This window comes from Hyphomicrobium sp. (assembly GCF_009026145.1).
In the GTDB taxonomy this organism is placed as follows: Bacteria; Pseudomonadota; Alphaproteobacteria; order Rhizobiales; family Hyphomicrobiaceae; genus Hyphomicrobium_A.
Map to the genome: position 1 here is coordinate 84855 of NZ_WBUE01000004.1, position 24772 is coordinate 109626.

29 protein-coding genes and 1 tRNA gene are annotated in these 24772 nt (G+C 65.4%); 10 read left to right on the forward strand and 20 right to left on the reverse strand.

The window, feature by feature from the left end; genetic code table 11:
- Positions 1-48: 48 nt before the first annotated feature.
- The 10 genes from F9K20_RS05015 to rpoZ all read right to left on the reverse strand — a co-directional run bounded on the left by F9K20_RS05015 (position 49) and on the right by rpoZ (position 8340).
- Positions 49-690, reverse strand: a complete 642-nt coding sequence (locus F9K20_RS05015; RefSeq protein WP_290998071.1) for a hypothetical protein — start codon at positions 688-690, stop codon at positions 49-51.
- A gap of 70 nt (positions 691-760) precedes the next feature.
- Positions 761-1045, reverse strand: coding sequence for a hypothetical protein (locus F9K20_RS05020; RefSeq protein ID WP_290998074.1), 285 nt, complete (start codon positions 1043-1045; stop codon positions 761-763).
- 84 nt (positions 1046-1129) lie between these two features.
- Positions 1130-2068 (reverse strand): GTPase Era, encoded by a 939-nt coding sequence (era, locus tag F9K20_RS05025; protein WP_290998075.1) that lies wholly within the window; start codon positions 2066-2068, stop codon positions 1130-1132.
- Positions 2061-2774 (reverse strand): ribonuclease III, encoded by a 714-nt coding sequence (gene rnc / locus F9K20_RS05030; RefSeq protein WP_290998079.1) that lies wholly within the window; start codon positions 2772-2774, stop codon positions 2061-2063. Before rnc ends, era begins: the two co-directional genes overlap by 8 nt.
- 69 nt (positions 2775-2843) lie before the next feature.
- On the reverse strand, positions 2844-3602 hold the full coding sequence (lepB, locus tag F9K20_RS05035) for a signal peptidase I (RefSeq protein WP_290998082.1): 759 nt from the start codon (positions 3600-3602) through the stop codon (positions 2844-2846).
- A 125-nt stretch (positions 3603-3727) separates the two neighbouring features.
- The gene (gene acpS / locus F9K20_RS05040; protein ID WP_290998085.1) at positions 3728-4141 is read right to left on the reverse strand and encodes a holo-ACP synthase; all 414 of its coding nucleotides are present in this window, start codon (positions 4139-4141) and stop codon (positions 3728-3730) included.
- Positions 4138-4923, reverse strand: coding sequence for a pyridoxine 5'-phosphate synthase (locus tag F9K20_RS05045; protein ID WP_290998088.1), 786 nt, complete (start codon positions 4921-4923; stop codon positions 4138-4140). Before F9K20_RS05045 ends, acpS begins: the two co-directional genes overlap by 4 nt.
- A 30-nt stretch (positions 4924-4953) precedes the next feature.
- Positions 4954-5490 (reverse strand): DUF2062 domain-containing protein, encoded by a 537-nt coding sequence (locus F9K20_RS05050; RefSeq protein WP_290998091.1) that lies wholly within the window; start codon positions 5488-5490, stop codon positions 4954-4956.
- Positions 5491-5594: 104 nt separating this feature from the next.
- Positions 5595-7829, reverse strand: coding sequence for a bifunctional (p)ppGpp synthetase/guanosine-3',5'-bis(diphosphate) 3'-pyrophosphohydrolase (locus F9K20_RS05055; RefSeq protein ID WP_290998093.1), 2235 nt, complete (start codon positions 7827-7829; stop codon positions 5595-5597).
- A 73-nt stretch (positions 7830-7902) separates the two neighbouring features.
- Positions 7903-8340 carry a DNA-directed RNA polymerase subunit omega gene (gene rpoZ / locus F9K20_RS05060; RefSeq protein ID WP_290998096.1) on the reverse strand — a complete coding sequence of 146 codons (438 nt, stop codon included), beginning with the start codon at positions 8338-8340 and terminating at the stop codon, positions 7903-7905.
- 430 nt (positions 8341-8770) lie between these two features.
- Between rpoZ and F9K20_RS05065 the strand changes: the two genes are divergently transcribed.
- From F9K20_RS05065 to F9K20_RS05075, 3 genes are all read left to right on the forward strand, one after another.
- A complete protein-coding gene (locus tag F9K20_RS05065) occupies positions 8771-9406 on the forward strand; it encodes an NYN domain-containing protein (RefSeq protein WP_290998099.1) in 636 nt (211 codons plus the stop codon).
- 13 nt (positions 9407-9419) lie between these two features.
- Positions 9420-10121: a uracil-DNA glycosylase gene (locus F9K20_RS05070; RefSeq protein WP_290998102.1), complete on the forward strand. Its 702-nt coding sequence runs from the start codon at positions 9420-9422 to the stop codon at positions 10119-10121.
- A gap of 91 nt (positions 10122-10212) precedes the next feature.
- Positions 10213-10620, forward strand: coding sequence for a DUF3775 domain-containing protein (locus tag F9K20_RS05075; RefSeq protein ID WP_290998105.1), 408 nt, complete (start codon positions 10213-10215; stop codon positions 10618-10620).
- On the opposite strand, the gene F9K20_RS05080 is transcribed toward F9K20_RS05075, so the two are convergent.
- Genes F9K20_RS05080 through dapA form a run of 4 tightly spaced genes read right to left on the reverse strand, consistent with a single transcriptional unit; the run spans position 10617 to position 13163 of the window.
- Positions 10617-11180 (reverse strand): peroxiredoxin, encoded by a 564-nt coding sequence (locus F9K20_RS05080; protein WP_290998108.1) that lies wholly within the window; start codon positions 11178-11180, stop codon positions 10617-10619. The two genes, F9K20_RS05075 and F9K20_RS05080, sit on opposite strands and share 4 nt — an antisense overlap.
- Entirely contained in the window at positions 11177-11758 is a 582-nt protein-coding gene (locus F9K20_RS05085; RefSeq protein WP_290998110.1) for a peroxiredoxin, read from the reverse strand. The genes F9K20_RS05080 and F9K20_RS05085 overlap by 4 nt, the downstream gene beginning before the upstream one ends.
- The gene (smpB, locus tag F9K20_RS05090) at positions 11758-12234 is read right to left on the reverse strand and encodes an SsrA-binding protein SmpB (protein ID WP_290998113.1); all 477 of its coding nucleotides are present in this window, start codon (positions 12232-12234) and stop codon (positions 11758-11760) included. The genes F9K20_RS05085 and smpB overlap by 1 nt, the downstream gene beginning before the upstream one ends.
- Positions 12235-12272: 38 nt before the next feature.
- Positions 12273-13163: a 4-hydroxy-tetrahydrodipicolinate synthase gene (gene dapA / locus F9K20_RS05095; RefSeq protein ID WP_290998116.1), complete on the reverse strand. Its 891-nt coding sequence runs from the start codon at positions 13161-13163 to the stop codon at positions 12273-12275.
- A gap of 257 nt (positions 13164-13420) precedes the next feature.
- Between dapA and F9K20_RS05100 the strand changes: the two genes are divergently transcribed.
- Positions 13421-15685 (forward strand): lytic transglycosylase domain-containing protein, encoded by a 2265-nt coding sequence (locus tag F9K20_RS05100; protein WP_290998120.1) that lies wholly within the window; start codon positions 13421-13423, stop codon positions 15683-15685.
- Positions 15686-15762: 77 nt separating this feature from the next.
- Positions 15763-16683 (forward strand): alpha/beta hydrolase, encoded by a 921-nt coding sequence (locus F9K20_RS05105; protein WP_290998123.1) that lies wholly within the window; start codon positions 15763-15765, stop codon positions 16681-16683.
- Here F9K20_RS05105 and F9K20_RS05110 read toward each other — a convergent pair.
- Entirely contained in the window at positions 16680-17471 is a 792-nt protein-coding gene (locus F9K20_RS05110) for a YdcF family protein (protein WP_290998126.1), read from the reverse strand. The genes F9K20_RS05105 and F9K20_RS05110 overlap by 4 nt on opposite strands.
- Positions 17472-17608: 137 nt before the next feature.
- Between F9K20_RS05110 and F9K20_RS05115 the strand changes: the two genes are divergently transcribed.
- Both F9K20_RS05115 and F9K20_RS05120 read left to right on the forward strand, forming a co-directional pair.
- Positions 17609-17986, forward strand: coding sequence for a DUF1622 domain-containing protein (locus F9K20_RS05115; protein WP_290998128.1), 378 nt, complete (start codon positions 17609-17611; stop codon positions 17984-17986).
- Between the two features lie 98 nt (positions 17987-18084).
- Complete coding sequence (locus F9K20_RS05120) at positions 18085-19476, forward strand: hypothetical protein (protein ID WP_290998130.1); 1392 nt, start codon at positions 18085-18087, stop codon at positions 19474-19476.
- A gap of 35 nt (positions 19477-19511) precedes the next feature.
- Here F9K20_RS05120 and F9K20_RS05125 read toward each other — a convergent pair.
- Positions 19512-19596 (reverse strand) — tRNA-Leu (locus F9K20_RS05125).
- Between the two features lie 165 nt (positions 19597-19761).
- Between F9K20_RS05125 and lipB the strand changes: the two genes are divergently transcribed.
- Entirely contained in the window at positions 19762-20493 is a 732-nt protein-coding gene (gene lipB, locus F9K20_RS05130) for a lipoyl(octanoyl) transferase LipB (protein ID WP_290998132.1), read from the forward strand.
- A gap of 76 nt (positions 20494-20569) precedes the next feature.
- Here lipB and F9K20_RS05135 read toward each other — a convergent pair whose 3' ends face one another.
- A complete protein-coding gene (locus F9K20_RS05135; protein WP_290998134.1) occupies positions 20570-20914 on the reverse strand; it encodes a hypothetical protein in 345 nt (114 codons plus the stop codon).
- Between F9K20_RS05135 and F9K20_RS05140 the strand changes: the two genes are divergently transcribed.
- Positions 20907-21047, forward strand: coding sequence for a hypothetical protein (locus tag F9K20_RS05140; protein ID WP_290998136.1), 141 nt, complete (start codon positions 20907-20909; stop codon positions 21045-21047). The genes F9K20_RS05135 and F9K20_RS05140 overlap by 8 nt on opposite strands.
- A gap of 154 nt (positions 21048-21201) precedes the next feature.
- Positions 21202-22050, forward strand: coding sequence for a LysR family transcriptional regulator (locus F9K20_RS05145; protein ID WP_290998138.1), 849 nt, complete (start codon positions 21202-21204; stop codon positions 22048-22050).
- Between the two features lie 5 nt (positions 22051-22055).
- Here the strand turns inward: F9K20_RS05145 and F9K20_RS05150 are convergent, their stop codons facing one another.
- From F9K20_RS05150 to F9K20_RS05160, 3 genes are read right to left on the reverse strand one after another with little or no spacing between them, the layout of a single operon-like run.
- Complete coding sequence (locus F9K20_RS05150; protein ID WP_290998140.1) at positions 22056-22343, reverse strand: acylphosphatase; 288 nt, start codon at positions 22341-22343, stop codon at positions 22056-22058.
- A 24-nt stretch (positions 22344-22367) separates the two neighbouring features.
- On the reverse strand, positions 22368-22754 hold the full coding sequence (locus F9K20_RS05155; RefSeq protein ID WP_290998142.1) for a RidA family protein: 387 nt from the start codon (positions 22752-22754) through the stop codon (positions 22368-22370).
- The gene (locus F9K20_RS05160) at positions 22754-24757 is read right to left on the reverse strand and encodes an acetyl/propionyl/methylcrotonyl-CoA carboxylase subunit alpha (RefSeq protein WP_290998144.1); all 2004 of its coding nucleotides are present in this window, start codon (positions 24755-24757) and stop codon (positions 22754-22756) included. Before F9K20_RS05160 ends, F9K20_RS05155 begins: the two co-directional genes overlap by 1 nt.
- Positions 24758-24772 lie beyond the last annotated feature (15 nt).

Sequence of the window (24772 nt, forward strand, 5' to 3'; positions counted from 1 at the left end):
ATGCGGCGCCGGGGGCCTGAAGTCAAGCCGGCGGGGACCGGAGCGGCGCTAGAAGCGCGTCTTGAGGACGTCGAGGCTGCAGGAGTCGCAGCACCGAATCCGCCCCGGCGCCCGCATTTCGCGCATGCAGGCACAGGACAATCGAAACCGGCCGCGGGCCTGGAGGAAGGCTCGCCCCTCTGGCGTATCGCGCAGACGGGGGTCGCCGCCCGCCTCGTTGATGGGCGTATCGAGCAGGGCGTCCGTAACCGGCTTGGTCAGCGCCGCACTTACCAGGCGGCCGCGCTCGCCGAGCCTAGCTTGCATGGCGATGGTCTCATCGAACAGCTTCTTTCTTTCGCGCCTGTTCTTTGCGCTTCGAACGAGCGACGCCATCTCGACGGCTGTGCAGTAGCTGTCGCGAAAGGCTGCATCGCCTTCGGCCGACTTGATGGCGTCGGAGAGCTGCACGAGCTGGTTGCGCAAGGGTGCTGCCTTCTCGAGCTCCGCCGGTGTCAGATGTACGGTGGGCCCCGGTTCGGATTCGCTGCCTTTCCGGTCGGGCGAGCCGCTATCGTCGCAGGGTACGCGGATAATCTTACCGACCGCCGCCACGTAGCGCGTGCACTCGACGTCCTCGGCCGCAACCGTCAGGTCCGCCACCAAAGGCATAGCGAGGCAAAGGGATAGGAGAACATAAGGGCGGCGCATTGAGCTTCCCTCCGGCAAAGCCGGAAATCCGCCCGCTAGGATTCCGCAGGTTAGGCGCCGATGCAAAGCATCAATTGAAGATAGAGAAGATGGCGGCGAAGAAGGCACCTATGGCCGCCAGGATGCCCAGGATGAGGTTGGCCAGCATTTCGAACAGGGTCTCGAAGGTATCCCAGACGGTGCTTCCCACCACCAGCACGCCGGTGCCGCCGGCCGCGATCAGCGCCGCCGTCACGGCGCTGAAGATGGTGTACCAGAGCGCCCCGAACAGGATGAGCCCGATGACGGCCGCCACGGCGACGGTACGAATTAGGCTCCTGGACTGTGGCTGGGTGGGAGGCGGCGAGGCGTTCATGAACGGGCTCCATTCGGGCCATCGATCATGGCGCGAAATGCGACGCCGGCAGGTGTTCCCTTGGGAACAATGCCGAGCGTCGCCCTACTTCTTCGGCGGCTCGAGGCCCATTTCGCGGTAGCGCTCGGGATCGTCCTGCCAGTTCTGGCGCACCTTGACGAACAGGAACAGGTGCACGGGGCGCTCGAGGATCTGGCTGAGCTCGCGGCGGCTGTCCATCGACACCTGCTTGATGGTTTGCCCGCCCTTGCCGAGCATGATCGCCTTCTGCCCGTCGCGGGCGACGAAGATCGTCTGCTCGATGCGCACCGAGCCGTCCTTGCGCTCGGTCCACGACGTCGTCTCGACCGTCGAGGCATAGGGCAGCTCGTCGTGTAGGCGGTGGAAGATCTTCTCGCGCGTGATCTCGGCCGCGAGCAGGCGCAGCGGCGCGTCGGTGAGGTCGTCGGCCGGGTAGTGCCACGGTCCCGGCGGCATGCGCCCGGCGAGATAGCGCCTCAAGTCCTCGACCCCGTCGCCGTCCGTGGCCGAGATCATGAACACGCTGTCGAACGCCAGCCGCTGCTGCACGTCGGTGGCGAGCGCCAGCAGCTTGGCCTTGTCGGTGAGCTTGTCGACCTTGTTGAGCACGGCGAGGCGGGGAAGCTTCACGTCCTCGAGCTTTTCGAGGATGCCTTCGACCTCCGCGTCGAGCCCACGCGCCGCGTCGATGACGAGGACGACGATGTCGGCATCGCGCGCGCCGCCCCAGGCCGCCTCCACCATCGCCGTATCGAGCCGGCGTTTGGGCGCAAACAGCCCCGGCGTGTCGATGAACACGAGCTGGCTGTCGCCTTCGTTGGCGATGCCGCGGACGGGAACGCGCGTCGTCTGCACCTTGTGCGAGACGATCGACACCTTGGCCCCGACGAGCGCATTGACCAGCGTCGACTTGCCGGCGTTGGGTGCGCCAATCACGGCGATGAAGCCGCAACGCTGCTGTGCGGGCGCGGGAAGACCGTCGTTGTCGCCGTGCTCACTCATGCACTTCCGCCCCCGCGACACCCTCGCGCTCCAGAAGCGCACGCGCCGCCGCCTGCTCGGCAGCCCGCTTGGAGGCCCCCTCCCCGCGCGCCGGCGCGCAACCGGTGATGCGCACCTCCGAGGTGAAGCGCGGCGCATGGTCGGGGCCCTTGCGACTGACCTCTACGTATTCGGGCAGCGCCAGGCCCTTGCCCTGCGCCCATTCCTGCAGGGCGGATTTGGCATCGGGACCCGCGCTCGCCGGGTGCTGCTCGTCGTGGCTTTCCCACAGGCGGCGCACGACGGCACGCGCGATCTCGAAGCCGGCATCGAGGAAGATGGCGCCGAGGATCGCCTCCATGGCATCGGCAAGAATGGTGCCCTTGGCGCGGCCACCGCTGCCGGCTTCGCTGTCGGAAAGGATGAGGTGCTGGCCCAATCCTATCGAGCGGGCGACGCGGGCGCAGGCCTCGCCGCGCACCAGGCGATTATAACGACGGGCGAGCTCGCCCTCGCTGGCGGAGGGAAAGCGCTCACTCAGCGCCTCGGCGATGACGAGGCCGAGGACGCGGTCGCCGATGAACTCGAGGCGCTCGTTATCGCTCTTCTGCGCCTTGCCGCCGCGCATGCTGGCGTGCGTCAAGGCGACCTCGACCAACTGCTGGTTCTTGAAGCGATGACCCAGCGCTTTCTCGAGTTCCTTGAATTTTCGCGGGCGCAATATCACAGGATGAGCTTAAAGCATTTGCGGGCACCGCGCTGGAAGGCGCGGCAGCCTCGGTAAGCGTGGTGCAAGTTAGCGGACCAGCTTGAAGAAACGGTTCCAGCGAATGTCGAATGGCCAGGTCCAGGGGCTCCACCAGCGGAAGGCATCCGGCTCGTCGACGGCGGCGGAGAAGAAGATGATCTCGGCGCGACCGATGAGATTGTCGAACGGCACGTAGCCGACGCCCCAGGAAGCGCGGCTATCGGTGGAGTTGTCGCGGTTGTCGCCCATCATAAAGAAGTGCCCCGCCGGCACCTTGTATGGACCGACATTGTCGAATGGGCCGTTCTCCTCGGAATCGAGCACGGTGTACTTCACGCCGTTGGGGAGCGTTTCTTCGAAGGCGGGGATGGGGCGCGGCGGACCGGCATCCTCTTGCGTGACGAAGTCGCCGATGCGCTTGCGCGGCACTTCCTCGCCGTTGATGTACAGGGCGCCGCCGCGCACGTCGATCTGGTCGCCCGGCAGGCCGATGACTCGCTTGATGTAGTCCGTCGAGTTATCGCGCGGCAGCTTGAACACCACGACGTCGCCGCGCTTGGGCTCGGCGGCAAAGATGCGCCCCGAAAAGGGGATGAAGTTGTAGAATGAATAGCGGCTGTAGCCGTACGACAGCTTCGAGACGAAGAGGTAGTCGCCGATCAGCAACGTCTCCTTCATCGACCCCGATGGGATGTTGAAGGGCTGATAGAGGAAGGTGCGCACCACCATGGCGATGGCCAGCGCTTCGATGACGATGGTGGCTGTCTCCAGCCACCCCCCCTTCCTGGTATTCGCCGATACGGCCATGCGATACTCCCAATGCGGGCAGCCCCGGCTGCACGCCCGGGCCGCTATAGCCATTTTGCCGGCAGGGCGCAATTCGCGTCGTTGTATCAGCCTGCCGGCGTAACGCGGCGCTCGAGGCCGCCCCCTCAGCGACGATCGCCCTTCTCGGGAAGCCCGGAAATGATGACGATGGCGGCCGCGAGGGGAAAATCGTCGGTCAATGTCAGATCGATGCGCACCTCGTAGCCGTCCGGCGTCATCTCCTCGAGAACCTTTGCCGCCCCACCGGTTAGCTTCAGGGTTGGGCGCCCCGAAGGCAGGTTCACGACGCCCATGTCGCGCCAATAGACGCCACGCCGCAACCCCGTCCCCAACGCCTTGGCGCATGCCTCCTTGGCGGCAAAGCGCTTGGCGTAGGAGGCTGCCCGCTCGCGCCGGCCTTCAGATTTCCTCCGTTCAACGTCGGTGAACACGCGCTCAATGAAGCGCTCGCCATAGCGCTCGAGCGTCTTCTCGATACGGCGGATATCGATGAGGTCGTTGCCGACGCCGAGGATCACGCCGACCTCGCATGCCGGCTTGCCGGCGCCGGTACTTTGCGCGCCTCGTCCATCAGAGCGCGCATGCGCTCCACGGCACGCGCCAGGCCGACAAAGATGGCCTCGCCGATGAGGAAGTGGCCAATATTGAGCTCCACGATCTGCGGCAGGCGGGAGACGGCGCCCACAGTATCGAAGGTGAGCCCATGCCCCGCGTGCACCTCGAGCCCGGCCGCATCGGCGAGGCGCGCTGCGGTAGCGATACGCTCTAGCTCGCGCGCGACCGCAGCGGCATTGCCTTCGAGCGCACGCTCGCAGTAGGCGCCAGTATGCAGCTCGACGATGTCGGCGCCGATGCGCTGCGAGGCTTCCACGACGGCGGCGTCCGGCTCGATGAACAACGAGACGCGCACGCCTGCGTCCTTGAGACTGCCGACGATGCGCTCGAGACGCGCGCCCCCGGCCGCGACATTGAGGCCGCCTTCGGTGGTGCGCTCCTCGCGCCGCTCGGGAACGAGGCAGCAAGCGTTGGGCAGATGGCGCAGGGCAATGGCGAGCATCTCCTCGGTTGCCGCCATTTCCAAGTTGAGCGGTCGCGTCAGCTCGCTTTTCAGGCGCGCGATGTCATCGTCGGAGATATGGCGGCGATCCTCGCGCAAATGCGCCGTGATGCCGTCGGCGCCGGCCTCCACGGCGATGTGCGCGGCCCGCAACGGGTCGGGGTGACTGCCACCGCGCGCATTGCGAATGGTGGCGACGTGGTCGATGTTTACGCCCAGGCGCAAATAGGCAGGGTTAGGCATCTCGGTAAGCCAGGGAAAGGAGCGGACGAACTACTCGGCTGCGGCCGTCGTCCGGTTCATAATGCGCAGCCGCCATCCACGGACAACATTCCTTGAAATATAGTAGACGATTGCTGCCGTGAGCAGGCCAATCGGCACGCTGCCGGCAAGCATGGGCCAGAGCAGCGGCCACAGCAGGGCAGCCGTGGCGTCGAAGAGCTGCGGCGAAGGCTCCAGCAGAGCGCCCCACAACAAGAGAACATTGCGCTGCACGGCGGAGGGGTCGAAGGCCCCTTCGAGCCCGACGATCTGCAGTCCCATGACGTAGGTGGAAACCCAGATGAACGGCCAGCTCAGCGGGTTGCCGACGAAGGTGCCGATGACCGCCGCCGGCACGCTGGCGCGCAGCATCAGCGCCAAGACCACAGCGAGAAAGGTCTGCACACCGAGCAGCGGTGTGATCGACACGAAGGCGCCCAGCGCGCAACCGAGCGCGATCTCATGCGGGCTGGCGCGGAGATTGACCAGGCGGCGACCGGCGGTACGCAGGCTTTGCGCCCACCTCCAGCGCGGGGGCGCCAATACCATAGCCAACCGGCCTTCGAACTGACGACGAGGGGTAAGCACCATACCTTAGAGTACTCCGATGCCGGCCGTACCTATGTCTGTTCCCCGCCTGACAGATTCTCCTATCAATCGAATACCCGCTCAACCTTGTTGACCACTGCTTTCTCACGAAGGCCGGCGATGATGTGGTTCAAATGCACCAGGTCTAGAACCTCCAGCTCGATGCGCATCTCCGTGAAATCGGAGGCCCGGCGCATCATGCGGACGTTGTCGATGTTGCCGCCCGCCTCCCCTATAACTTTGGCGATCTGGGCCAAAGTTCCAGGCTCGTTGAGGGCTGTGACGCTAATTCGCGCCGGAAAGCGCTGGGGCGTGTCGGTGTCGACATCCCATGTGACGTCGATCCAGCCCTCGTGCTCGTATTCCCTGAGGCGCGGGGAGTGGATCTGGAAGATACGGATCCCCTCGCCCGGGATCATGACGCCGACGATGCGGTCGCCGGGCACGGCGCCCCCCGGCTCGAAGGTGACGGGCAGGTCATCCTTGACGCCGCGGATGGCCAGGCCGCCCCCCTTGGGCTCGGCATCGCCGCGGAACTTAAGGCTCATCACCCGGTCGATATTGAACCATCCCTCCTGACCGCGAGCGCGGCCGAAACGGCGCGTGCGGCGATAGGTCGGCTTCTTGGGCTCCTGCTCGAGCGCCTCCGGGATCGCCGCCTTGAGCACGTTGTCGATGGCCAGCTCGTTGCGGCCGACGGCGGCGAGCGCATCCTCGAGCGACTTGTAGCCCAGCCGCGGCAGCGCCTTCTTCAGCTTGTCGTCGGTCAGCTCTTCCCCGAGCCGCTCGAAGTGGGAGGCGATGAGACGGCGCCCGAGCTCGGAGTACTGACGGCGGACAGCGTCGCGGGCGGCGCGGCGTATGGCCGAGCGGGCACGGCCGGTGACGACGAGGTTTTCCCAGGCCGCCGGCGGAGTGTGGTTCTTGGCCGTCTCGATCTCGACCTCATCGCCATTGCGCAGCTGCGTGTCGATCGGCACGTGGCGGCCGTTGACGAAGGCGCCCACCGCCCCGTTGCCGATGTCGGTATGGACCGCGTAGGCGAAATCCAGCGGGGTTGCGCCGCGCGGCAGGGCAATGAGGCGCCCCTTGGGCGTGAAGCAGAACACCTGGTCCTGGAACAGCTCCAACTTGGTGTGCTCGAGGAACTCCTCCGGATTGGAGCCTTCGAGCAGCGTCTCGACCAGCCGGCGCAACCAGACGTATGGCCCGCTGTCCTTCTCGAACTCGCCCGGCGACCTCGCCAGCGCTTGGCCGTTGAGACGGGCCGGGTCCTTGTAAACGGCATGGGCAGCGACGCCGTATTCGGCGATGTCGTGCATGACGCGGGTGCGGATCTGCAGCTCGACGCGCTGGTGGCGGGGGCCGACGATGGTGGTGTGGATCGACTGGTAGTTGTTCTGCTTCGGCGTCGATATGTAGTCCTTGAACCGCCCGGGCACGGTACGCCAAGTCGTATGGGCGACACCGAGCACGCGGTAGCAGTCGTCGATCGTCTTGGTGATGACGCGGAAGGCGTAGATGTCCGAAAGCTGCTCGAGGCTGATCTGCTTGTTCGCCATCTTGCGCCAGATGGCGTAGGCCTTCTTCTCACGGCCCGATACCTCGGCATCGATTCCGACCTCGGTGAGCTTATTGGCAAGCGCGGCGCGAATCTCCTCGACGAGGCCTTCGTTGGATTTCCTCAGCTCGGCCAGCTTCGCGGTTACGGCAGCGTAAGCGTCGGGGTGCAGCCAACGGAAGGCGTGATCCTCGAGCTCCTCGCGCATCTTCTCCATGCCCATGCGCGCGGCGAGCGGAGCATAGATGTCGAGCGTCTCCTCGGAGATGCGCTTGCGTGTCTCCGGCTTCATGTGCTCGAGCGTGCGCATGTTGTGCACGCGGTCGGCGAGCTTGACGAGAAGCACGCGGATGTCGCTGGAGATGGCGACCAGCAGCTTGCGGAAGTTCTCCGCCTGCTCCGCCTTTTTCGACACCAGGTCGAGGCGCCGGATCTTGGTGAGGCCGTCGACCAGCCGGCCGATCTCGGGGCCGAACAGCTGGTCGATTTCCGCCCGGGTGATGGGCGTATCCTCGATGACGTCGTGCAGCAGCGCCGTGACGATCGTCGCGTCGTCGAGCTTCAGGTCGGTGAGGATGGCGGCGACTTCCAAGGGGTGCGAGAAGTACGCCTCACCGGAGGCGCGCTTCTGATTGCCATGCGCCTTCATGGCATAGACGTAGGCGCGGTTTAGCAGCGCCTCGTCCGCCTTCGGATCGTAGTCGAGAACCCGTTCGACGAGTTCATATTGCCGCATCATGGCCCGCCGCTCCTAGGCCGGCCGCCGCAAGCAGTTGCCGCGAACCCGCGCAATGCGGGGTCCGGCCCGCTACTCATCGGCCGCGATCGCGCTCGCGGGGGCCACCGTTAGGACCGCCATTGGCCGATGGCTCGGTCGGCGTCATGCTTTCGAGGCCGCGCAGCAGCTGCTCTTCCGTCATCACGTCGACGACGCTGTCGCTCGACTGGTCGTCGCGGCCGAGCACCGGAGCGCGGCGCTCGGGCGGCAGCAACGGCGCGGCGGCAGCTTCCGGCTCGTCGACCTCGACGTTCTTTTGGATGGAGTGGATCAGCGACTCGCGCATATCCTCGGGCGGGATGGTCTTCTCGGCGATCTCGCGCAGTGCGATGACCGGGTTCTTGTCGTCGTTGACCGCGACAGTCAGGGCGCTGCCATCGGCGATCGAGCGCGCGCGATGGGCCGCCAGAAGAACCAGCTCGAAGCGGTTCGGAACCTTGTCCACGCAGTCTTCAACAGTCACGCGTGCCATCAGCGACACCCCTCTGGGAACGGGCAGATTAATCGGGAAACGGCGCGCCGCGCCGGCGGAACGCGGCCTGGCAGCGCCAATGGACTTCTAGTCGCATGAAAGATCGTGCAAATCAAGCCAGGATGAAGCATTGTTGATAGGCTTTGCCACGTCATGACTTCCAGGTGGCTCCAAGCGTCGACAAGATAAGCTGCGGCAAATTTTGCTGAAGCTTGGCCGTGGGCCTTAATTGGGCAGAATTAACTTGCGGAGATACTTGGTGCTTCACATTGTCGCTTAAATTCGAGCCAATAGAATGCTTTGCATGCCTCTGGAAGTGGTAAGAAACTTGGGTCTGCAGATTGCCGGTCGCTACGGCGCAGCGGGCCCCTTCCATTGAGAACTACTGCACCAGTGCTTAACCGGCACTTGCGGCCCTAAGGGTGAAGGAATGCATTTCTATCAGAACGAACGCATCGCTCTGTTCATCGACGGAGCCAACCTCTACGCCACCGCCAAGTCGCTCGGGTTCGATATCGACTACAAGCGCTTGCTTGCCCTGTTCCGGCAGAAGGGTCAGCTGGTGCGCGCGCTCTATTACACCGCGCTCGCCGAGGATCAGGAATATTCCTCGATCCGTCCCCTCATCGACTGGCTCGACTACAACGGCTTCACCATGGTGACGAAGCCGACGAAGGAATTCACCGACGCCTCCGGGCGCCGCAAGGTGAAGGGCAACATGGACATCGAGCTCACCGTCGATGCCATGCGCCTCGCCGAGAACCTCGACCACGTCGTCTTGTTCTCGGGCGATGGTGATTTTCGCAGCCTGGTCGCCGCCCTGCAGCAGATGGGCAAGCGCGTTTCCGTCGTCTCCACCCTGCAGACGCAACCGCCGATGGTCGCCGACGAGTTGCGCCGGCAAGCGGATCAATTCGTCGATCTTGCCGACCTCGAGCAGCTGATCTGCCGCGATCCGGCGACCCGCCCGGCGCGCGAAGGTCGCTTCGGAGGCGGCCGCGGCGGATATTCTTCGCGCGAGCCCGCCTCGTTCCAGGACAACGACGACCTCTCCGAGGAGGTCTGACGGCTCGCGGGCCATGGGCGCAGCGGGGGAGACATTCGCGCCCGAGGCGCCGAAGCTGTGCGGGAAGTGCCCGCGGCTCGTCGGCTTCCGCGAGGAGAATCGGCGCAAGTCACCCGACTGGTACAACGGTGCCGTGCCATCGTTCGGGGATGAGGCAGCGCGGCTGCTGATTGTCGGGCTGGCCCCAGGCCTCAACGGCGCCAACCGCACCGGACGCCCGTTCACCGGCGATTACGCCGGCGACCTGCTCTACGCGACCCTGCTGCAATTCGGTTTCGCGTGCGGCCGCTACGAGGCGCGGCCAGATGACGGCCTGCAGCTCGTCGATTGCATGATCTCCAATTCCGTGCGCTGCGTGCCGCCGCAGAACAAGCCCACTCCGGAGGAGATCGCGACATGCTGCGGATTCCTGCGCGCGCGCATCGCCGCTCTGCCGAACGTTTCCGTCATCGTCGCCTTGGGACGCATCGCGCATGACAGCACGCTGACGACGCTCGGCTGCCGCAAGTCGCAGTTTCCCTTCGCGCATGGGGCGCATCACGAGGTGCGGGGCGGGCTGCACCTCTTCGACAGCTTCCACTGCTCTCGCTACAATACCAACACGCGCCGCCTGACGCCGGAGATGTTCCACGCCGTGTTCGCCGCGGTTCGTGAGCTGTTGCCCGCTACCCCCGCCAAGCCGTCGCGGCCGCCCATAGGGCGTACCGGCCCCTGAGCGCCGGAGCGGACTTCCGCGGCGCTGATTGCGATGCTATCTGAGCGATGCGCAGGTTGCTGGTCGCCGCAAGCTTAGGAGAGCTGCCGCTATGGGTCTGGACATCGCTCCCGAAAAGGTGGCGCACGTGATCATCAAAGCGCGCGAGTACGACGTCAAAGTCGGTGCCTGGGACGACACGCGCGAGGATGGCGACGCCGAAGAGGACCCTAGTGCCATCCTCGAGGACTTCACCAACGATCCGACGCGTGCCGAGCTTGCCGGCTTCATCGACCGCATGAACTACGACGAGCAGGCGAACCTCGTGGCGCTGATGTGGGTGGGTCGCGGCACCTACGAGAAGGACGAGTTCGACGAGGCGGTGGATACGGCTCGCGCCGAGCGCGTCAACGCCACGTCCAACTACCTGCTCGGCATTCCGCTGCTCGCCGACTACCTCGAGGAAGGTCTCGAGAAGATGGGCTACTCGGTCGACGACGTGGAGAGCGACGTCCTTTAGGACTTGGCGATGGCGCGGCGCTTCTCGTCCAGCCAATCGAGCACTTCGCGGGCGTGCGTCGCCGGCCGCTCAACCGGATAGAACGTGTGGGTAATGCGGCCGTCGCGCACGAGCAGCGTCAGGCGCTCGAGGTAGGTAACACCGCCGGCCTCGAAGGTCGGCAGGTCGAGTGCGGCTTTGAACTTCAGATGCTCATCACTCAGCAGCGGAAACGGAACCGCAAGGCGGTCAATCAGCTCCCGGTGATGTTCGCCGGGCTGCCCGCTGAGACCGAAGACCTCGATGCGCTGAGCGCGAAACTTCAGATAGTGGTCGCGGAACCCCTCCGTCTCCGGCGTCGAGCCGTGCGCCCCGGGGATGGCATCCCAGCCTGGAGGATCGGTGAACCCCGGCCGCCCGGTCCAGGGGTAGATGTACACGACCGAGGCGCCCTTGCGGGTGCTTAGATTTACTGTGCCGCCGCGGCTCGAGGGCAACGCGACGTCGGGCAATGCCAGTCCCGGCACGAGATGGCGCGCGGCGGCGTCGCGCTGTGCAGTTTGCGTGCCGTCCGTGGTCATCCCTGCCGCGCTCTCAACCACTCCAACACGTCGGCGGCGTTCCCGTCGGGCGGAAATACCGGATAGAACGCATGCGCGATGACGCCATCTTCGATAATCAGCGCCATGCGCTTCAGGAGCGTTGCGCCCCCGACGAGCATGACAGGAAGGCGCAATGCGGTCGTGAGGCGGAGCGCCGCATCCGACAGCAATGGAAACGGCAGGTGCAGCCGTCGCGCCGCCTCCTGCTGGTAGTCGGTGTCCTGGGTCGACAACCCGTACACGTGGTCGGCGCCGGCGGCCACGAGGTCCGCAAAATGATCGCGAAAGGCGCAGCTTTGCGGCGTGCAGCCGCGCGCGCCAGGTGTCTCGTCCCAGCCATCCGGAAGCGGTACGCCCGGACGCCCGGTCATCGGGTAGATGTACGCGACCGTGCGCCCACGCAGGCTGGCGAGTGTCACGCTCATGCCGTCCGTGGCCCGCAGGGCGATGGCCGGAACTGGGGTACCGGGCAGGTGGCGTGTGCCCCCGTCGTCCACCGGACGTGGCAGGCGCGACCAGTCGGTGATCAGGAAGTCGCTCATGGCGACGGTCGACATCACCCCTTCTCCCGCATGATGCGTGCCTTTTCACGGTTCCAGTCGCGCTTCTTCTCGCTTTCGCGCTTGTCGTGCAGCTTCTTGCCTTGTGCCAACGCGATCTTCAACTTGGCGATGCCGCGCTCGTTGAAATAGAGCTCGAGCGGAACCATGGTCATGCCCTGGCGCTCTACGGCGATGGCGAGCTTGTGGATCTCCTTGGCGTGCAGCAGCAGGCGCCGCTTGCGCCGCGGCTCGTGCTGGAAGAAGCGACCGGCCCCTTGATATTCGGGGATATAGGAGTTGATCAGCCACAGACCACCGTCCTCGACCGAGGCATAGCTCTCGGCGATATTGGCTTGGCCCTTGCGCAGCGACTTCACCTCCGTGCCCGTCAGCTGCAGGCCAGCTTCCAGCATATCGGTGAGGAAATACTCGTGACGAGCCTGCCGGTTCTCGGCGACGATGCGGCGGCCGTCGTCTTTTTTGGCCGCCATGGCCTGTCAGCCTCCAACGCTAATTGTGCCGCGCCGCGCTATTCGGCAGCGCGCGCCTGGACGAGGCCGACGCGCACCAGTGCGGCATCGACGATGCGCTGCGAGGCCTGCGAGATCGGCACCAGCGGCAGCCGCGTCTCAGCCTCGCACAGGCCCAGCCGCGAGGCGGCGTACTTCACCGGCCCGGGGTTGGACTCGCAGAACATCGCGTCATGCAGCGGCATGAGGCGATCCTGAAGCGCGAGTGCCGTCTTGAAATCACCGGCGAGGCACGCGTTCTGGAACTCGGCGCACAAACGCGGGGCGATGTTCGACACGACCGAGATGCAGCCATGGCCGCCGTGCGCCATGAAGCCGAGCGCCGTGGCATCCTCGCCGGACAGCATATTGAAGTCGGGTCCCAGCGCCAGGCGCTGCTGGGAAGCGCGCGCCAGATTGGCCGTCGCGTCCTTGACGCCGACGACATTCTTCAGGGCGAAGCAGCGCACCATCGTGTCGACGGCCATGTCGATCACCGAGCGACCGGGAATGTTGTAGATGATGATCGGGATGTCGGCTGCGTCGTTGACTGCCTTGAAGTGCTGGTAGAGCCCCTCCTGCGTCGGCTTGTTGTAATACGGCGTGACCACCAGCACCGCGTCGGCGCCCACCTTGGCGGCGTGGCGCGTAAAATCGATGGCCTCGCTGGTTGCGTTGGAACCAGCACCGGCGATGACCGGCACGCGCTTCTTGGCAGTCTCGACCGTCAACTCGACGACGCGCTTGTGCTCCTCGTGGGAGAGGGTGGGGCTCTCACCCGTCGTTCCTACCGGCACCAGACCGTGCGTGCCCTCGCAGATCTGCCATTCGATGATCCGCCGAAAGGCCTCCTCGTCGAGGCTCCCGTTCCTGAACGGGGTGATCAGCGCGGTGAATGATCCTTTGAACATGTGGCGTTACCCTTGAGCCTGTAGCTCTGTCTTAATCGTGTCGCGCGTCCGGTGTGAGCGGGAAAGTGCCTCAACGCCTTGCTCTCGCCGCATCCGGCGGCATGCTTCGGCGCCTTGTCCCTTGCCGGGCTACTTGGTATTTTTTGCGGCGCGTTGGTGATGGTGGAGTCGCGGCGCCCTGTCGAGCGGGACATTAGGACCTTGCTTTAAGCCCCGCAACCCGGCCGGGTCTGTGGTGCCTGTGGAAGGACGAACAATTGCCCCAGACACAACGCAAGCCAGGGATCAGCCGTCGCATCGAGAATTTGGCCGGTAGCGGCAGCGGTTTTGCTCCCCTGGCCCGGTGCGCCGCCGTTCTCGCCGCGCTTCCCTTGTTCTTCACCAGCGCAGAAAGCCCGGCTGCCGAGCCGGCGCGCGTTGAGCTGGCCCAGGCGGCTGCTGGCGCCGCGGCGGCGCGAGACAAGGGGCCTTCTCCCCAGGAGCGCGAGGCGGCCTATGTCGCCGAACTCGACAAGATGGTCGCGCCCCTTCGCGACTACAACCTCTCGGCCGAGGACAGCGCCAAGATCAGCGCCGCATTCAAGGCCATCTCCGCCGGCGATGGCGCCAGGGCCGGGGAGCTGCGGGCCACGATCAGCGATCCCCTCGCCCATCGGCTCATTGAGTGGGCGTGGCTGCGAGGCGGACACGGTCAAGCGGCGGAGTATCTCAAGTTCCTAGCCGAGAACCCCGACTGGCCGAGCCGTGAGATTCTGCAGCGGCGGATGGAAGAGACGCTGTTCGAGGAAGGCGGGGACACCGACCTCATCGCCACCTACTTCAAAGACGGCGCCGCGCGCAGCCCCGCCGGAAAGGCCGTCCTCGCCTCGGTGCACCTCGCCCACGGGGAGAAGGAAGAGGCCAAGACCCTGGCTGCCAAGGTCTGGCGCGAGGAGGATCTGCCCGCGCATCTCGAAAAGGGTTTCCTGGCGCGATTTGGCTCCATGCTGTCCGAGCAGGATCACAAGTGGCGCCTCGACCGGCTGCTGGTCGAGGACGTGCGCTACAAGGCCGATCGCGTCGAGCGCGCGGCGCAAGTGAAACGGGTTATCCCCTTGCTCTCGGCGGCCGAGCAGAAGACCGCGCAAGCACGCCTGGCGGTATTCATGCGGACGGGCAAGGGCAAGGCCGCCCTCGGCAATGGCAAGAAGGCGGACGGGTCAGATTGGGGGGTGGTGTTCCACAAGATCCAGCAACACCGCCGCGCGGGAAAGCTGGAGGAAGCCGCCAAGCTGATGCGCAGCGCCCCGCTCGACCCGCTCGTCGTCGCCAACCTCGACGATTGGTGGATTGAACGCCGCAGCCTCGCCTACCTGGCGCTCAAAGCCAACAAGCCGAGGCTCGCCTATGAGCTCGTCCGCGACGCGGGGCCGCTCGGCATCAACGCTCTGAACGACCAGACCTTCATGGCTGGCTGGATTGCGCTGCGCTCTCGCAACGACGTCAAGCAGGCCGAGAAGCACTTTGCCGATCTGGTGCGCAGTGCCGACGGTCCCTTGACCCGCAGCAGAGCCCATTACTGGATGGGCCGTACGGCCGAAGCGCTGGGCGACAAGACGCGCGCACAGGAAAGCTATCGTGAAGCAGCTCGCTTCAACGATACGTTCCACGGCCTGCTCGCCATCCAGAAGCTCTCCCCCGGCAGCAGCGCGCTGCGCTTTGATCCGCCGCAGGTGCCGGCGCCGCACCAGGTCAAGCGCTTCATCGACCACGATGCGATCAAAGCCATCGCCTTGGCGCGCAAAGCCGACTTGGGCCGGCATGTAACGCGTGTATTTCTGCTCAACGCGGCAAAGATCGAAAACAGCGAGGCTTGGGCGGCACTGGCTGCGCACCTTGCGCGCGTGACCGGCGACACGCAGACCAGCGTGCGCATCGGCAAGGCCGCCATCGCCAACGGCCACAACCTCATCTATTACAGCTATCCGGTGCACGGGCTGCCCAAGTACAATCCTCTGCGTCCACCTCCGGAGATGGCGTATCTGTTGGGGCTCGCGCGCCAGGAGACGGAGTTCAACAGCGACACGGTCTCGGGCGCCGGTGCGCGCGGCATCCTGCAGGTGATGAAGGTGACGGCCAATCACGTGTGCCGTGACTACAAGATCAAGTGCTCGCACGACCGGCTCCTGAAAGACGACGCCTACAACACGATGATCGCTTCGGCCTATGTTGCCGATCGCCTGGACGAGTGGCAGGGCTCCTACGTCCTCGGGCTGCCGAGCTACAATGCCGGTCCAGGCCGCACGCGTGAGTGGGTCAAGGAGTTCGGCGATCCGCGCGATCCTGACGTCGATCCGATCGATTGGATCGAGCGCATTCCCATCGAGGAGACGCGCCGCTACGTCGCCAAGGTGCTGTCAAACATTCAGGTCTATCGTGCCCGTCTCGGTGACGACTCCCCGCTGCGTCTCGAGGAGGACCTGACCCGGGCGCGGACGGCGTCCAATGGTGTGCGCCAGACGAGCACGGCGGATTCGCGCTAAGGCGACGCGAGGGCATTGCCGCTCGCCGCCATGGGCTCCCGTTGGATCCTTCGAGGGACTAGAGGTCAGGTGAGACGATGACGTCCGGCGAAGCATTCGAGGACATCTACTACACCTCGCGCGATGGACTGCGACTGCACGCCCGCCGCTATCCCGCCGCCGGCGGGGGCTCGCGCGCGCGCCCCGCCCTGTGCCTCGCCGGATTGACGCGCAACGGACGCGACTTTCACGACCTCGCCGTAGCGCTCAGCAGGCGCTCGAATAACCCGCGCACGGTCTACACGCTCGACTACCGCGGACGCGGTCTGTCCGATTTCGACCCCGACTGGCGCAACTATGCCGTCCACATTGAAATGCTCGACGTGCTGGATTTCATCACGCTCGCCGGGCTGCATAACGCAGCCCTCATCGGCACCTCGCGCGGCGGCCTGATCACCATGCTCATTGCCGCTGCCCAGCCGACCGCCATCGGCGCCGCGGTGCTGAACGACATTGGTCCCGTCATTGAGCACGAGGGGCTGGCGCGCATCAGCGGCTACGTCGGGCGCGTCCCGCTGCCCATCTCGTGGGCGGACGCCGCACGCATGGTGCGCGAGCTCAACCGCCGCCACTTCCCCGAAGTATCGGACGCGGTGTGGGAGGAAGCTGCGCGTCAGTGGTACAACGAGAAAAACGGCAAGCCGGCCCCGGGCTACGATCCCAACCTCGGCAACGCCCTGTCGGTGTTGGATGGGCCGCTTCCGGCGCTGTGGCCGCAGTTTGAAGCGTTGAAGCGCGTGCCACTGATGGTGCTGCGCGGCGAAAATTCCGACATCCTCACCGCCGAAACCGTGGACGAGATGCGGCGCCGGCATCCGGCCATGGCGACCATCACCGTCGCCAATCAGGGGCATGCGCCGCTCCTGAAGGACACGACCTCCATCGAGGCTATCCGGCATTTTCTCACCGCCACCGACGCGGGTCGCGAATTCGCTACCTTGGCCTCCGTTCCCGCCTAGGGCGCCGGCAGCAGCGCGTCGGAGCGCCCGCTCACCCGGTTGAGCAGCAGGCCGAGCCATTCCTTCACCGCAAAATCCAGCCGGCGCAGACCTTCGGCCGGCGAGTCGAAGAGCAGCCATGCGTCGGCGGGCCCGGCGGTGCGATAATCGCTCGGCCACGCCTCGACGTTGAATCCGGCTTTACGGAACAGGCCCATCGCACGCGGCATGTGCCAGGCCGAGGTGACGAGCAGCCAGCGCTCGCCGGGCCTGGGGTCGGCCAGCTGCTTGGCGAAGAGCGCATTCTCGGACGTGTTGCGGGCCCGGCGATCGAGCAGTAGATGCGTGTCGTCGACGCCAAGATCGCGCAGTATGCGCCCGGCCGCATCGGCTTCGAATGCCGGCTCCGAGAAGACCTTGCTGGATCCCCCGGTGAACACGATCCGCGCCTTGGGATAGCGGCGGGCCAGCGCTGCCGCCTCGGTCATGCGCTCGGCCGACATGTTGAGCGCGTGTGTTGAGCGCCCCGCCGCCACGCGCGCGTCCTCGGCTCCGCCAAGGACCACAATTCCGTCGATCGGCCGCCCGGCAAGGTCGGCGCGCGGAAAACGGTCTTCGAGCGGCAGGATGAGCCAAGTGCTGAGCGGCAGGAAGCCACCGACAACCCCGAGAACGGCGGCAGCAATGACGACCCGGCGACCCGCCCGCTGATAGCGCGTGCCGAGCAGTATGGCGCCGACCACGATCAGCACGATCAGCAGCGTCGCCGGCTGGGCAAGACCCCAGAGCATCTTCGAGATGTAGAACAAAGCGGTCTCCCTCGGTTGGAGCCCAGCGCCCGAGCAGGCCGGCGTTACCGGTTCCGAAACTCGATTTACGGCAATGTGCCCATAGCTGCAGCGCCTTTTATGGGCCAATCGATGACTTCGGCACTGGTGAATCTGCCATGAGGGAGATTGCGCTCTGGACGAGCGAGGTGCTCGACATCACCGCCTTCGCCGTCATCCTGCTCGCTGTCGGCATCTCGACGGCCGCGTTCCTGGTGCGGGTCTGGCACACCGGCTTTCTGGCCAACTACCGCGACTACCGTGCCAACCTCGGGCGCGGCATCCTGATCGGGCTAGAGATCCTGATCGCCGCCGACATCCTGAAATCGGTGGTCGTCGACCCAACCCTGCAGGGCATCGCCGTGCTGGGCGGCATCGTCCTCATCCGCACCTTCCTGTCGACTTCGCTCGACGTCGAGATTAACGGCCACTGGCCCTGGGAGACGACCCGCCTTGCGCAGCAGGCCAACGTTCCAGAAGAGCGCGGGCCGGCGTGACGCACCCCTTCTAGCCACCACCATCCGCAAGATTGCTTGTCGCCAGGGTCCTCCAACGGCCATGATCGGTGGGCGCACGACGCCGCCGGGGGGCTGCAATGATCTTGTTCGGAATGATCGCCTACGTGCTCGCGCAGTTCGCCGTTGGCATCTGGGTGTCGCGGCGGGTCAAGAGCGAGACGGATTACATCCTCGCCGGCCGCAGCCTCGGCCCCACGCTGATCGCGTTCTCGGTCTTTGCCACTTGGTTCGGCGCCGAAGCCATCGTGGCGACCTCGGCCGAAGTCTACGACAAGGGGCTATCGGGGGCGCTGGTCGATCCCTTCGCCTATGGTCTGGCCGTCATCGCCGCCGGCCTTTTCTATGCCGCCATGCTCTGGCGCAAGGGCGTCACGACGTTCGCCGACGTGTTTCGCGAGCGGTTCTCCCCGGGCGTAGAGAAGCTGGTGGTGATCGTCCTGCTCCCCGGCTCCGTGTTCTGGGCGGCCGCCCAGATCCGCGCCTTCGGCCAGGTGTTGAGCTCCGGCTCCGACATGTCGCTCGCTAATGCGATCACGCTGGCGGCGGTGCTTGTCGCATCCTACTCGGTAATCGGCGGGCTGCTGGCCGACGCCGTAACCGACCTGCTGCAGGGCTTCGCCGTCATTCTTGGCCTCGTCGTGCTGACCGTCGTCGTCGCCGTCGCTGCCGGCGGCATAACGCAGGCGCTGGTTGCCGTGCCCGCCGAGCACGTGGCGTTCTCCACGCAAGCGCACGGCACGCCGCTGGAGGTGATCGAGGCGGTGGCCGTCGCATTCTTCGGCTCGTTCGTGGCCATCGAGCTCATCTCGCGCTTTCTCGGTGCCCGATCGGCAGCGGTGGCGCGCGGGGGGACCATGGCCGGCGGCCTCATGTACATAGCCATCGGCACGCTGCCCCTGTTTCTTGGCCTTGCCGCTTCCGGCCTCGTCCGGTCGAACCCCGAGCTGCAGGCCAAGCTGGTCGATTCCGAGCAGGTCGTATCCGTCCTGTCGGAATTCTACCTGCCGCAATGGCACTACGTGATCTTCGGCGGAGCGCTGATCTCGGCCATCCTGTCAGTGGTCCACTCGGCGTTGCATGCTTCCGGCGCGCAGGTATCGCACAACATCGTGGTGCGGCTCATCCCGACGCTCGGCATGCGCGGCAAGCTCATCGCGGCGCGCCTCAGCGTCGTCGTGCTGACCGCGGTCGCCTTCCTGTTGGCGTTGACCTCCGACCGCATCAAGGAGCTGGTCGAGATCGCCTCGGCCTTCGGCAGCGCCGGCGTGTTCGTGTCAGCCGGCTTCGGGATGTTCACGCGCTTCGGCGGGGCATCTAGCGCGGCGGTGTCGATCTGCCTCGGAACCGCCGTGTGGGCTATCGGGCGCTTCATCCTCGAGTGGGAGGCGCCCTACCTCGTCGCGCTCGGCTGCTCGGCAGCGGCCTACATCGCCGTTGCCGCCCTTCATCGCCGCGAGAGGTCCCCGTAAGCGGGGAGAGCTTCCCTATCGAGGCTCGGGAATGTTGGTGCGGTCGAGAAGACTCGAACTTCCACGGGTTGCCCCGCTACCACCTCAAGGTAGTGCGTCTACCAATTCCGCCACGACCGCAAGCCGGGAGAACGAGAGCGCTCATATAGCCAAGTTGAGCCGTCCAAACAAGCGCGCCGGCGAGCCCGGAATTGCCGGGCTGCCGGGGGCCGCGGCGGCAAATCGCCCCTGGGCCTGTCCGCGCCGATGGTGGCCGCGCCCGCCGTCACGACCTAGACTGTGGGCATGAGCCAAAGGCACGCCGAGACCCACCGCAAACGCGCCGCTCCCGCGGTCGAGTGGGCACTGAGCCGTTCGCTTGTCGACTACCCCGATGCAGTGCGCGCCATGCAGGAACGCGCCGCCAAGATTGCCGACGGCGCCGCGCCGGAGCTCGTCTGGCTGCTCGAGCACCCGCCGATCTACACCGCTGGCACGAGCGCGCGTGCGGAGGAGCTCCTCGCCGCCGATCGCCTTCCGGTATTTCGTACCAGGCGTGGCGGGCGCCTGACCTATCACGGGCCCGGGCAGCGCGTTGCCTATGTAATGCTCAACGTGAAGCGACGCGGCAGCGACGTGCGCGCCTTCGTGAGTGCGCTCGAAGAGTGGATCATCGGGTCGCTGGCCGACCTTGGCGTCATGGGCGAGACACGCTCCGATCGAGTCGGAGTCTGGGTGCGGCGCCCCGACCGGGGCGATGGCGCCGAGGACAAGATCGCTGCCATCGGGCTGCGGTTGACGAAGTGGGTAAGCCTGCACGGCATCAGCCTCAACGTCGATCCCGACCTCACCCATTACGCCGGCATCGTGCCGTGCGGCATTGCCGGCCATGGGGTGACGAGCCTCGCCGAGCTCGGTGCCGAGCATTCGATGGAAGTTGTGGATAACGCCTTGCGGCGTCATTTCGAGCACCGCTTTGGGCCAACGACCGACGCTGCTACCCCGCTCGAATCGTCCAGCGTGATGCCCGCGACGTGAAAAGGACGCCTGCAACGAGAAAGCCCGGCCCCTAGACGGGGCCGGGCTTCCAAAGCGTAGCGTTCGTTACCTGCCCCTACTTGGCGCTGGGCTCTGAAGGCTGGTCCGCATCACCAGCCTTCGGCACTGCGGATGCGGGCGGCCCGTCGTAGTAGAGGTAGCCGTCCTCAATCGACACGACCTCCGAGCCCTTGAGCTCGTACTCGTCCCTTGCACTGTCGTTGAGACGGATGACGCAGCCCTTGTTACAGACCCCTTCGAGCGTCGCTGACGGCCGTAAAATATGGCTCGTCGCCGCATTTCCCTCGATGACATCGACCTTGTGGTCCTTGCCGTCTCGGTTGGTAATCGATGACGCGTACGCGCTGTGGGACCACATCAGGGCTACGATTAGAGACGCCGCAACGACCAGCTTGGACATCGCGGCAGCTCCGGTGATCTCTCCGAGAGAGATCGACTACCTCTTCTTCTTCTTGGCTGCCGGCTTCTTCGCCGCGGCTTTCTTCGCAGGTTTCTTCGCTTTGGCCTTCATGGTGTTCGTCCTTCCATTGTGAACCCGAACGTCGAGAGCCGAATCGGATTCGACTCTGTCGGGACGCTGACCAATTTGGTGAGAATCAACCCCATTCACAAACGGAATTTTCCGGTGACCACTATCGGAATTTTCGATAGATAGAATTTCAGAGCTTCGCAGACCAGTCGAGCACGATGGACGTCAACCTCGCGCGCACGTTTCTGATGGTTGCCGAGACCGGAAGTTTCATCGACGCCGCGCGCAAAATGAACATCACGCAGTCGACGGTGTCGGCGCGCATCAAAGGGCTCGAGGATCTCCTTGGGCGTCCGCTGTTCGAGCGCTCGAAGTCCGGCGCCGAACTCACCGCCGCCGGCGAGCAGTTCCAGAAGCATGCCTTGGCGCTGGTGCGCGTGTGGCAGCACGCGCAGTTGGAGGTCGGCCTTTCCGATCAGCATCGCGATCACCTCGCCGTCGGCGCGCCGATCTCCTTTTGGGATGGCTTCCTGCTGCGCTGGGTATCGTGGCTGCGCTCCAACATCCCCGATATCGCGGTATCGGCGAGCAGCGGCATGTCGGTCGAGCTCACCCAACGCCTGATCGAGGGAACGCTCGACCTCGCCGTCATGTACCGGCCAACGCAGCCTCCGGGGCTCAGCATCGAGCATCTGTTCGACGAGGAGTTCGTGCTGGTGACGAGCGTGCCGGCCAGCCAGCGCCGCTCCTCGTCCGACTATGTGTTCATCGACTGGGGGCCGGACTTTCAGCAGGACCACGCGGCGGCGTTTCCGGAGTTCACCAATCCGGGGCTCAACCTAGATCTTGGGCCGGTGGGGATCGACTACCTTCTGACCAACGAATGCTCCGGGTATTTCCCGGCCCGGCTCGTCGGCTCCTACATTGCGCGCGGCCGTCTGCGGCAGCCCAAGCGCGCGCGTAAGTTCGTCTATCCCGTCTACGTGGTCTATCCCGAGGCGCGCAACGAGGAGGCCTACGAGCCGATCCTCAAGGGCTTGCGCCAGCTGGCGGCCAAGTATGCTTGAGGCGTTCAGGTCGTCGGGCGCACCTGGAAGCCGCTGAAGACGCCGACCCCTTCACCGACGATCTCAACCCGCTCGACGCGGGAGGCCGGCGGGCCATTGCGACACAGCTCGAGCATGTCGGCAACCGCCGGCGTCGATCCCTGCACGACAGCCTCGACCGATCCATCGCGCCGGTTGCGCACCCACCCCGCCAATCCAAGGTCGGCCGCGTTCATCTCCACGAAGGCGCGGTAGCCGACGCCCTGGACGCGGCCCTCGATGCGGATGTGGACGGTGCGCGTCGGCTCGCTCATGAGCGGTGCCTCCGGCGGGGATGATCAGGCCGGCTTCAACGCCGTGACCTCGACCTCGATCAGCATGCGCTCGTCGACGAGGCCTGTCACCATGACCGTGCAGGCCGGGCGCACCTCGCCGAGGTACTTCTGCAGCACCGGCCAGATGGGCTCGAAATCCTCGCGCCGCGTAAGCAGGTAGTGGACGCGGACGACATCGCCCAAGGACGAGCCGGCCTGCGCCAGCGCCGCCGCGATGTTCTTGAAGCACTGGTCGGCCTGATCGACGACGCTATTGGATATGGTCATCGTCGCATAATCGAACCCGGTGGTGCCGGAGACGAACACCCAGCGCCCGTCGACGACGGCGCGCGAGTAGCCGATCTTCTGCTCGAACTGCGAGCCGGAGGAAATGAGCTGGCGATTGGACATCAGGCGAACTCGAGAATGACGGCATCGACGGCCAGGCTGTCGCCCGGCTTGGCATTGACCTTCTTGACCGAGCCGTTGCGCTCGGCGCGCAGGATATTTTCCATCTTCATCGCCTCGACGACGGCCAGCGGGTCTCCCGCCTGCACCTCCTGGCCCTCGCCGACGTGGATGGCCTTGACGAGGCCGGGCATCGGGCAGAGCAGGAACTTCGAGGTGTCGGCGGCGGCCTTCTCGGGCATCAGCGCGACGAGTGCCGCCTCGCGCTCCGTATAGACGTAGACCGGCACCTGAATGCCGCGGTAGGCGAGGTTGACGCCATTGAGGATCGGGCGCACCTGCACCGCGACGTGGCTGTCTCCGACCTGGCCGGTCCACACCGGCTCCCCCGGACGCCAGGCCGATTTCAAGTCGAGCATTCCCCCGCTGTCCGGGAACGCCACCCGATAAGCGCCGCCGTTGCCCTCGACCTCTACCGGGAGGATCGTGTCCTTCACCTTGACGATGCGCCGCCGCGCGAAAGAGACCGGCTGGCCCGGCATCTGATGGGTGATTTCGCGCCGGCGAGCGTTATTCTCGTGGTCGATGACGGCGGCAACGGCGGCAACCACGTGCAGCTCGTCGCCCTCGGCAGCGCGCGGCTTGAACCCGTCCGGGAACTCCTCGGCAATGAAGCCGGTCGACAGGGCACCCTTGCGCCAGCGCGGATGCTGCATCAGCGCGGTGAGGAATGGAATGTTGTGCTGAATGCCGTCGATACAGAAGCTGTCCAGCGCCTCGGCCTGGGCGTCGATGGCCGCCTCGCGCGTCGGCGCATGGGTGACGAGCTTGGCGATCATCGGGTCGTAGAACATCGAGATCTCGCCGCCCTCGAACACGCCGGTATCGTTGCGGATGGTGACCCCATTTACGGTTCCCTCGTCCGGCGGCCGGTATTTCACCAGGCGGCCGATGGAGGGCAGGAAGTTGCGGTAAGGGTCCTCGGCATAGACGCGGCTCTCGACCGCCCAGCCGTTGAGCTTCACGTCCGATTGCTTGAAGGGGAGCTTTTCGCCGGCGGCGGAGCGGATCATCAACTCGACGAGATCGACGCCGGTGATGAGCTCGGTGACCGGGTGCTCGACCTGCAGGCGCGTGTTCATCTCCAGGAAGTAGAAGCTGCGGTCCTGGCCGGCGACGAACTCGACCGTGCCAGCAGAATCGTAGCCGACGGCCTTGGCCAGCGCGACGGCCTGCTCGCCCATCGCCTTGCGGGTCTTCTCGTCGAGCAGCGGCGAAGGCGCTTCCTCGATGACTTTCTGATTGCGCCGCTGGATCGAGCACTCGCGCTCGGCCAGGTAAACGACGTTGCCGTGCTTGTCGCCAATCAGCTGGATCTCGATGTGGCGCGGATTGACGATGAACTTCTCGATGAACATGCGGTCATCGCCGAAGCTCGCCTTGGCCTCGGATTTGGCCAGCGGGTAGCCTTCCTCGACCTCCTTACGGTTGAAGGCTATGCGCATGCCCTTGCCGCCACCGCCGGCCGAGGCCTTCATCATCACCGGGTAGCCGATATCCTCGGCGATCTTCACCGCGTGCTTGGCGTCGGCGATCTCCCCCATGTAGCCGGGCACCGTGGAGACCTTCGCCGCGGCCGCCGCCTTCTTGCTTTCGATCTTGTCGCCCATGGCGCCGATGGCCTTGGGATTGGGGCCGATGAAGACGATGCCGGCCTCTTGCAGGGCGATCGGGAAGGCTTCGCGCTCGGATAGGAACCCATAGCCCGGATGCACGGCCTCGGCGCCGGTCTGTTTGCAGGCTTCGACGATCTTATCGATCAGCAGGTACGACTGAGCGGCAGGGGGCGGACCAAGGTGGACTGCTTCGTCCGCCATTTCCACGTGCAGCGCGTCCCGGTCGGCATCAGAGTAGACTGCGACAGTCTTGATGCCCATTTTGCGCGCAGTCTTGATGACGCGGCAGGCGATCTCGCCACGGTTGGCGATCAGAATCTTTTTGAACATAACCCCTTACGGTCC

Coding starts and splice junctions, on each gene's coding strand:
- F9K20_RS05055 (WP_290998093.1), bottom strand. CDS start 7,829: ATGATGCGGCAATATGAACTCGTCGAACGGGTTCTCGACTACGATCCG.
- lipB (WP_290998132.1), top strand. CDS start 19,762: ATGAGCCAAAGGCACGCCGAGACCCACCGCAAACGCGCCGCTCCCGCG.
- F9K20_RS05045 (WP_290998088.1), bottom strand. CDS start 4,923: ATGCCTAACCCTGCCTATTTGCGCCTGGGCGTAAACATCGACCACGTC.
- F9K20_RS05135 (WP_290998134.1), bottom strand. CDS start 20,914: ATGTCCAAGCTGGTCGTTGCGGCGTCTCTAATCGTAGCCCTGATGTGG.
- era (WP_290998075.1), bottom strand. CDS start 2,068: ATGAGTGAGCACGGCGACAACGACGGTCTTCCCGCGCCCGCACAGCAG.
- F9K20_RS05065 (WP_290998099.1), top strand. CDS start 8,771: ATGCATTTCTATCAGAACGAACGCATCGCTCTGTTCATCGACGGAGCC.
- F9K20_RS05070 (WP_290998102.1), top strand. CDS start 9,420: ATGGGCGCAGCGGGGGAGACATTCGCGCCCGAGGCGCCGAAGCTGTGC.
- F9K20_RS05020 (WP_290998074.1), bottom strand. CDS start 1,045: ATGAACGCCTCGCCGCCTCCCACCCAGCCACAGTCCAGGAGCCTAATT.
- F9K20_RS05080 (WP_290998108.1), bottom strand. CDS start 11,180: ATGACCACGGACGGCACGCAAACTGCACAGCGCGACGCCGCCGCGCGC.
- F9K20_RS05050 (WP_290998091.1), bottom strand. CDS start 5,490: ATGGTATTGGCGCCCCCGCGCTGGAGGTGGGCGCAAAGCCTGCGTACC.
- dapA (WP_290998116.1), bottom strand. CDS start 13,163: ATGTTCAAAGGATCATTCACCGCGCTGATCACCCCGTTCAGGAACGGG.
- F9K20_RS05120 (WP_290998130.1), top strand. CDS start 18,085: ATGATCTTGTTCGGAATGATCGCCTACGTGCTCGCGCAGTTCGCCGTT.
- F9K20_RS05160 (WP_290998144.1), bottom strand. CDS start 24,757: ATGTTCAAAAAGATTCTGATCGCCAACCGTGGCGAGATCGCCTGCCGC.
- F9K20_RS05150 (WP_290998140.1), bottom strand. CDS start 22,343: ATGAGCGAGCCGACGCGCACCGTCCACATCCGCATCGAGGGCCGCGTC.
- F9K20_RS05155 (WP_290998142.1), bottom strand. CDS start 22,754: ATGTCCAATCGCCAGCTCATTTCCTCCGGCTCGCAGTTCGAGCAGAAG.
- F9K20_RS05115 (WP_290998128.1), top strand. CDS start 17,609: ATGAGGGAGATTGCGCTCTGGACGAGCGAGGTGCTCGACATCACCGCC.
- F9K20_RS05015 (WP_290998071.1), bottom strand. CDS start 690: ATGCGCCGCCCTTATGTTCTCCTATCCCTTTGCCTCGCTATGCCTTTG.
- F9K20_RS05105 (WP_290998123.1), top strand. CDS start 15,763: ATGACGTCCGGCGAAGCATTCGAGGACATCTACTACACCTCGCGCGAT.
- F9K20_RS05145 (WP_290998138.1), top strand. CDS start 21,202: ATGGACGTCAACCTCGCGCGCACGTTTCTGATGGTTGCCGAGACCGGA.
- smpB (WP_290998113.1), bottom strand. CDS start 12,234: ATGGCGGCCAAAAAAGACGACGGCCGCCGCATCGTCGCCGAGAACCGG.
- F9K20_RS05085 (WP_290998110.1), bottom strand. CDS start 11,758: ATGTCGACCGTCGCCATGAGCGACTTCCTGATCACCGACTGGTCGCGC.
- F9K20_RS05075 (WP_290998105.1), top strand. CDS start 10,213: ATGGGTCTGGACATCGCTCCCGAAAAGGTGGCGCACGTGATCATCAAA.
- lepB (WP_290998082.1), bottom strand. CDS start 3,602: ATGGCCGTATCGGCGAATACCAGGAAGGGGGGGTGGCTGGAGACAGCC.
- rpoZ (WP_290998096.1), bottom strand. CDS start 8,340: ATGGCACGCGTGACTGTTGAAGACTGCGTGGACAAGGTTCCGAACCGC.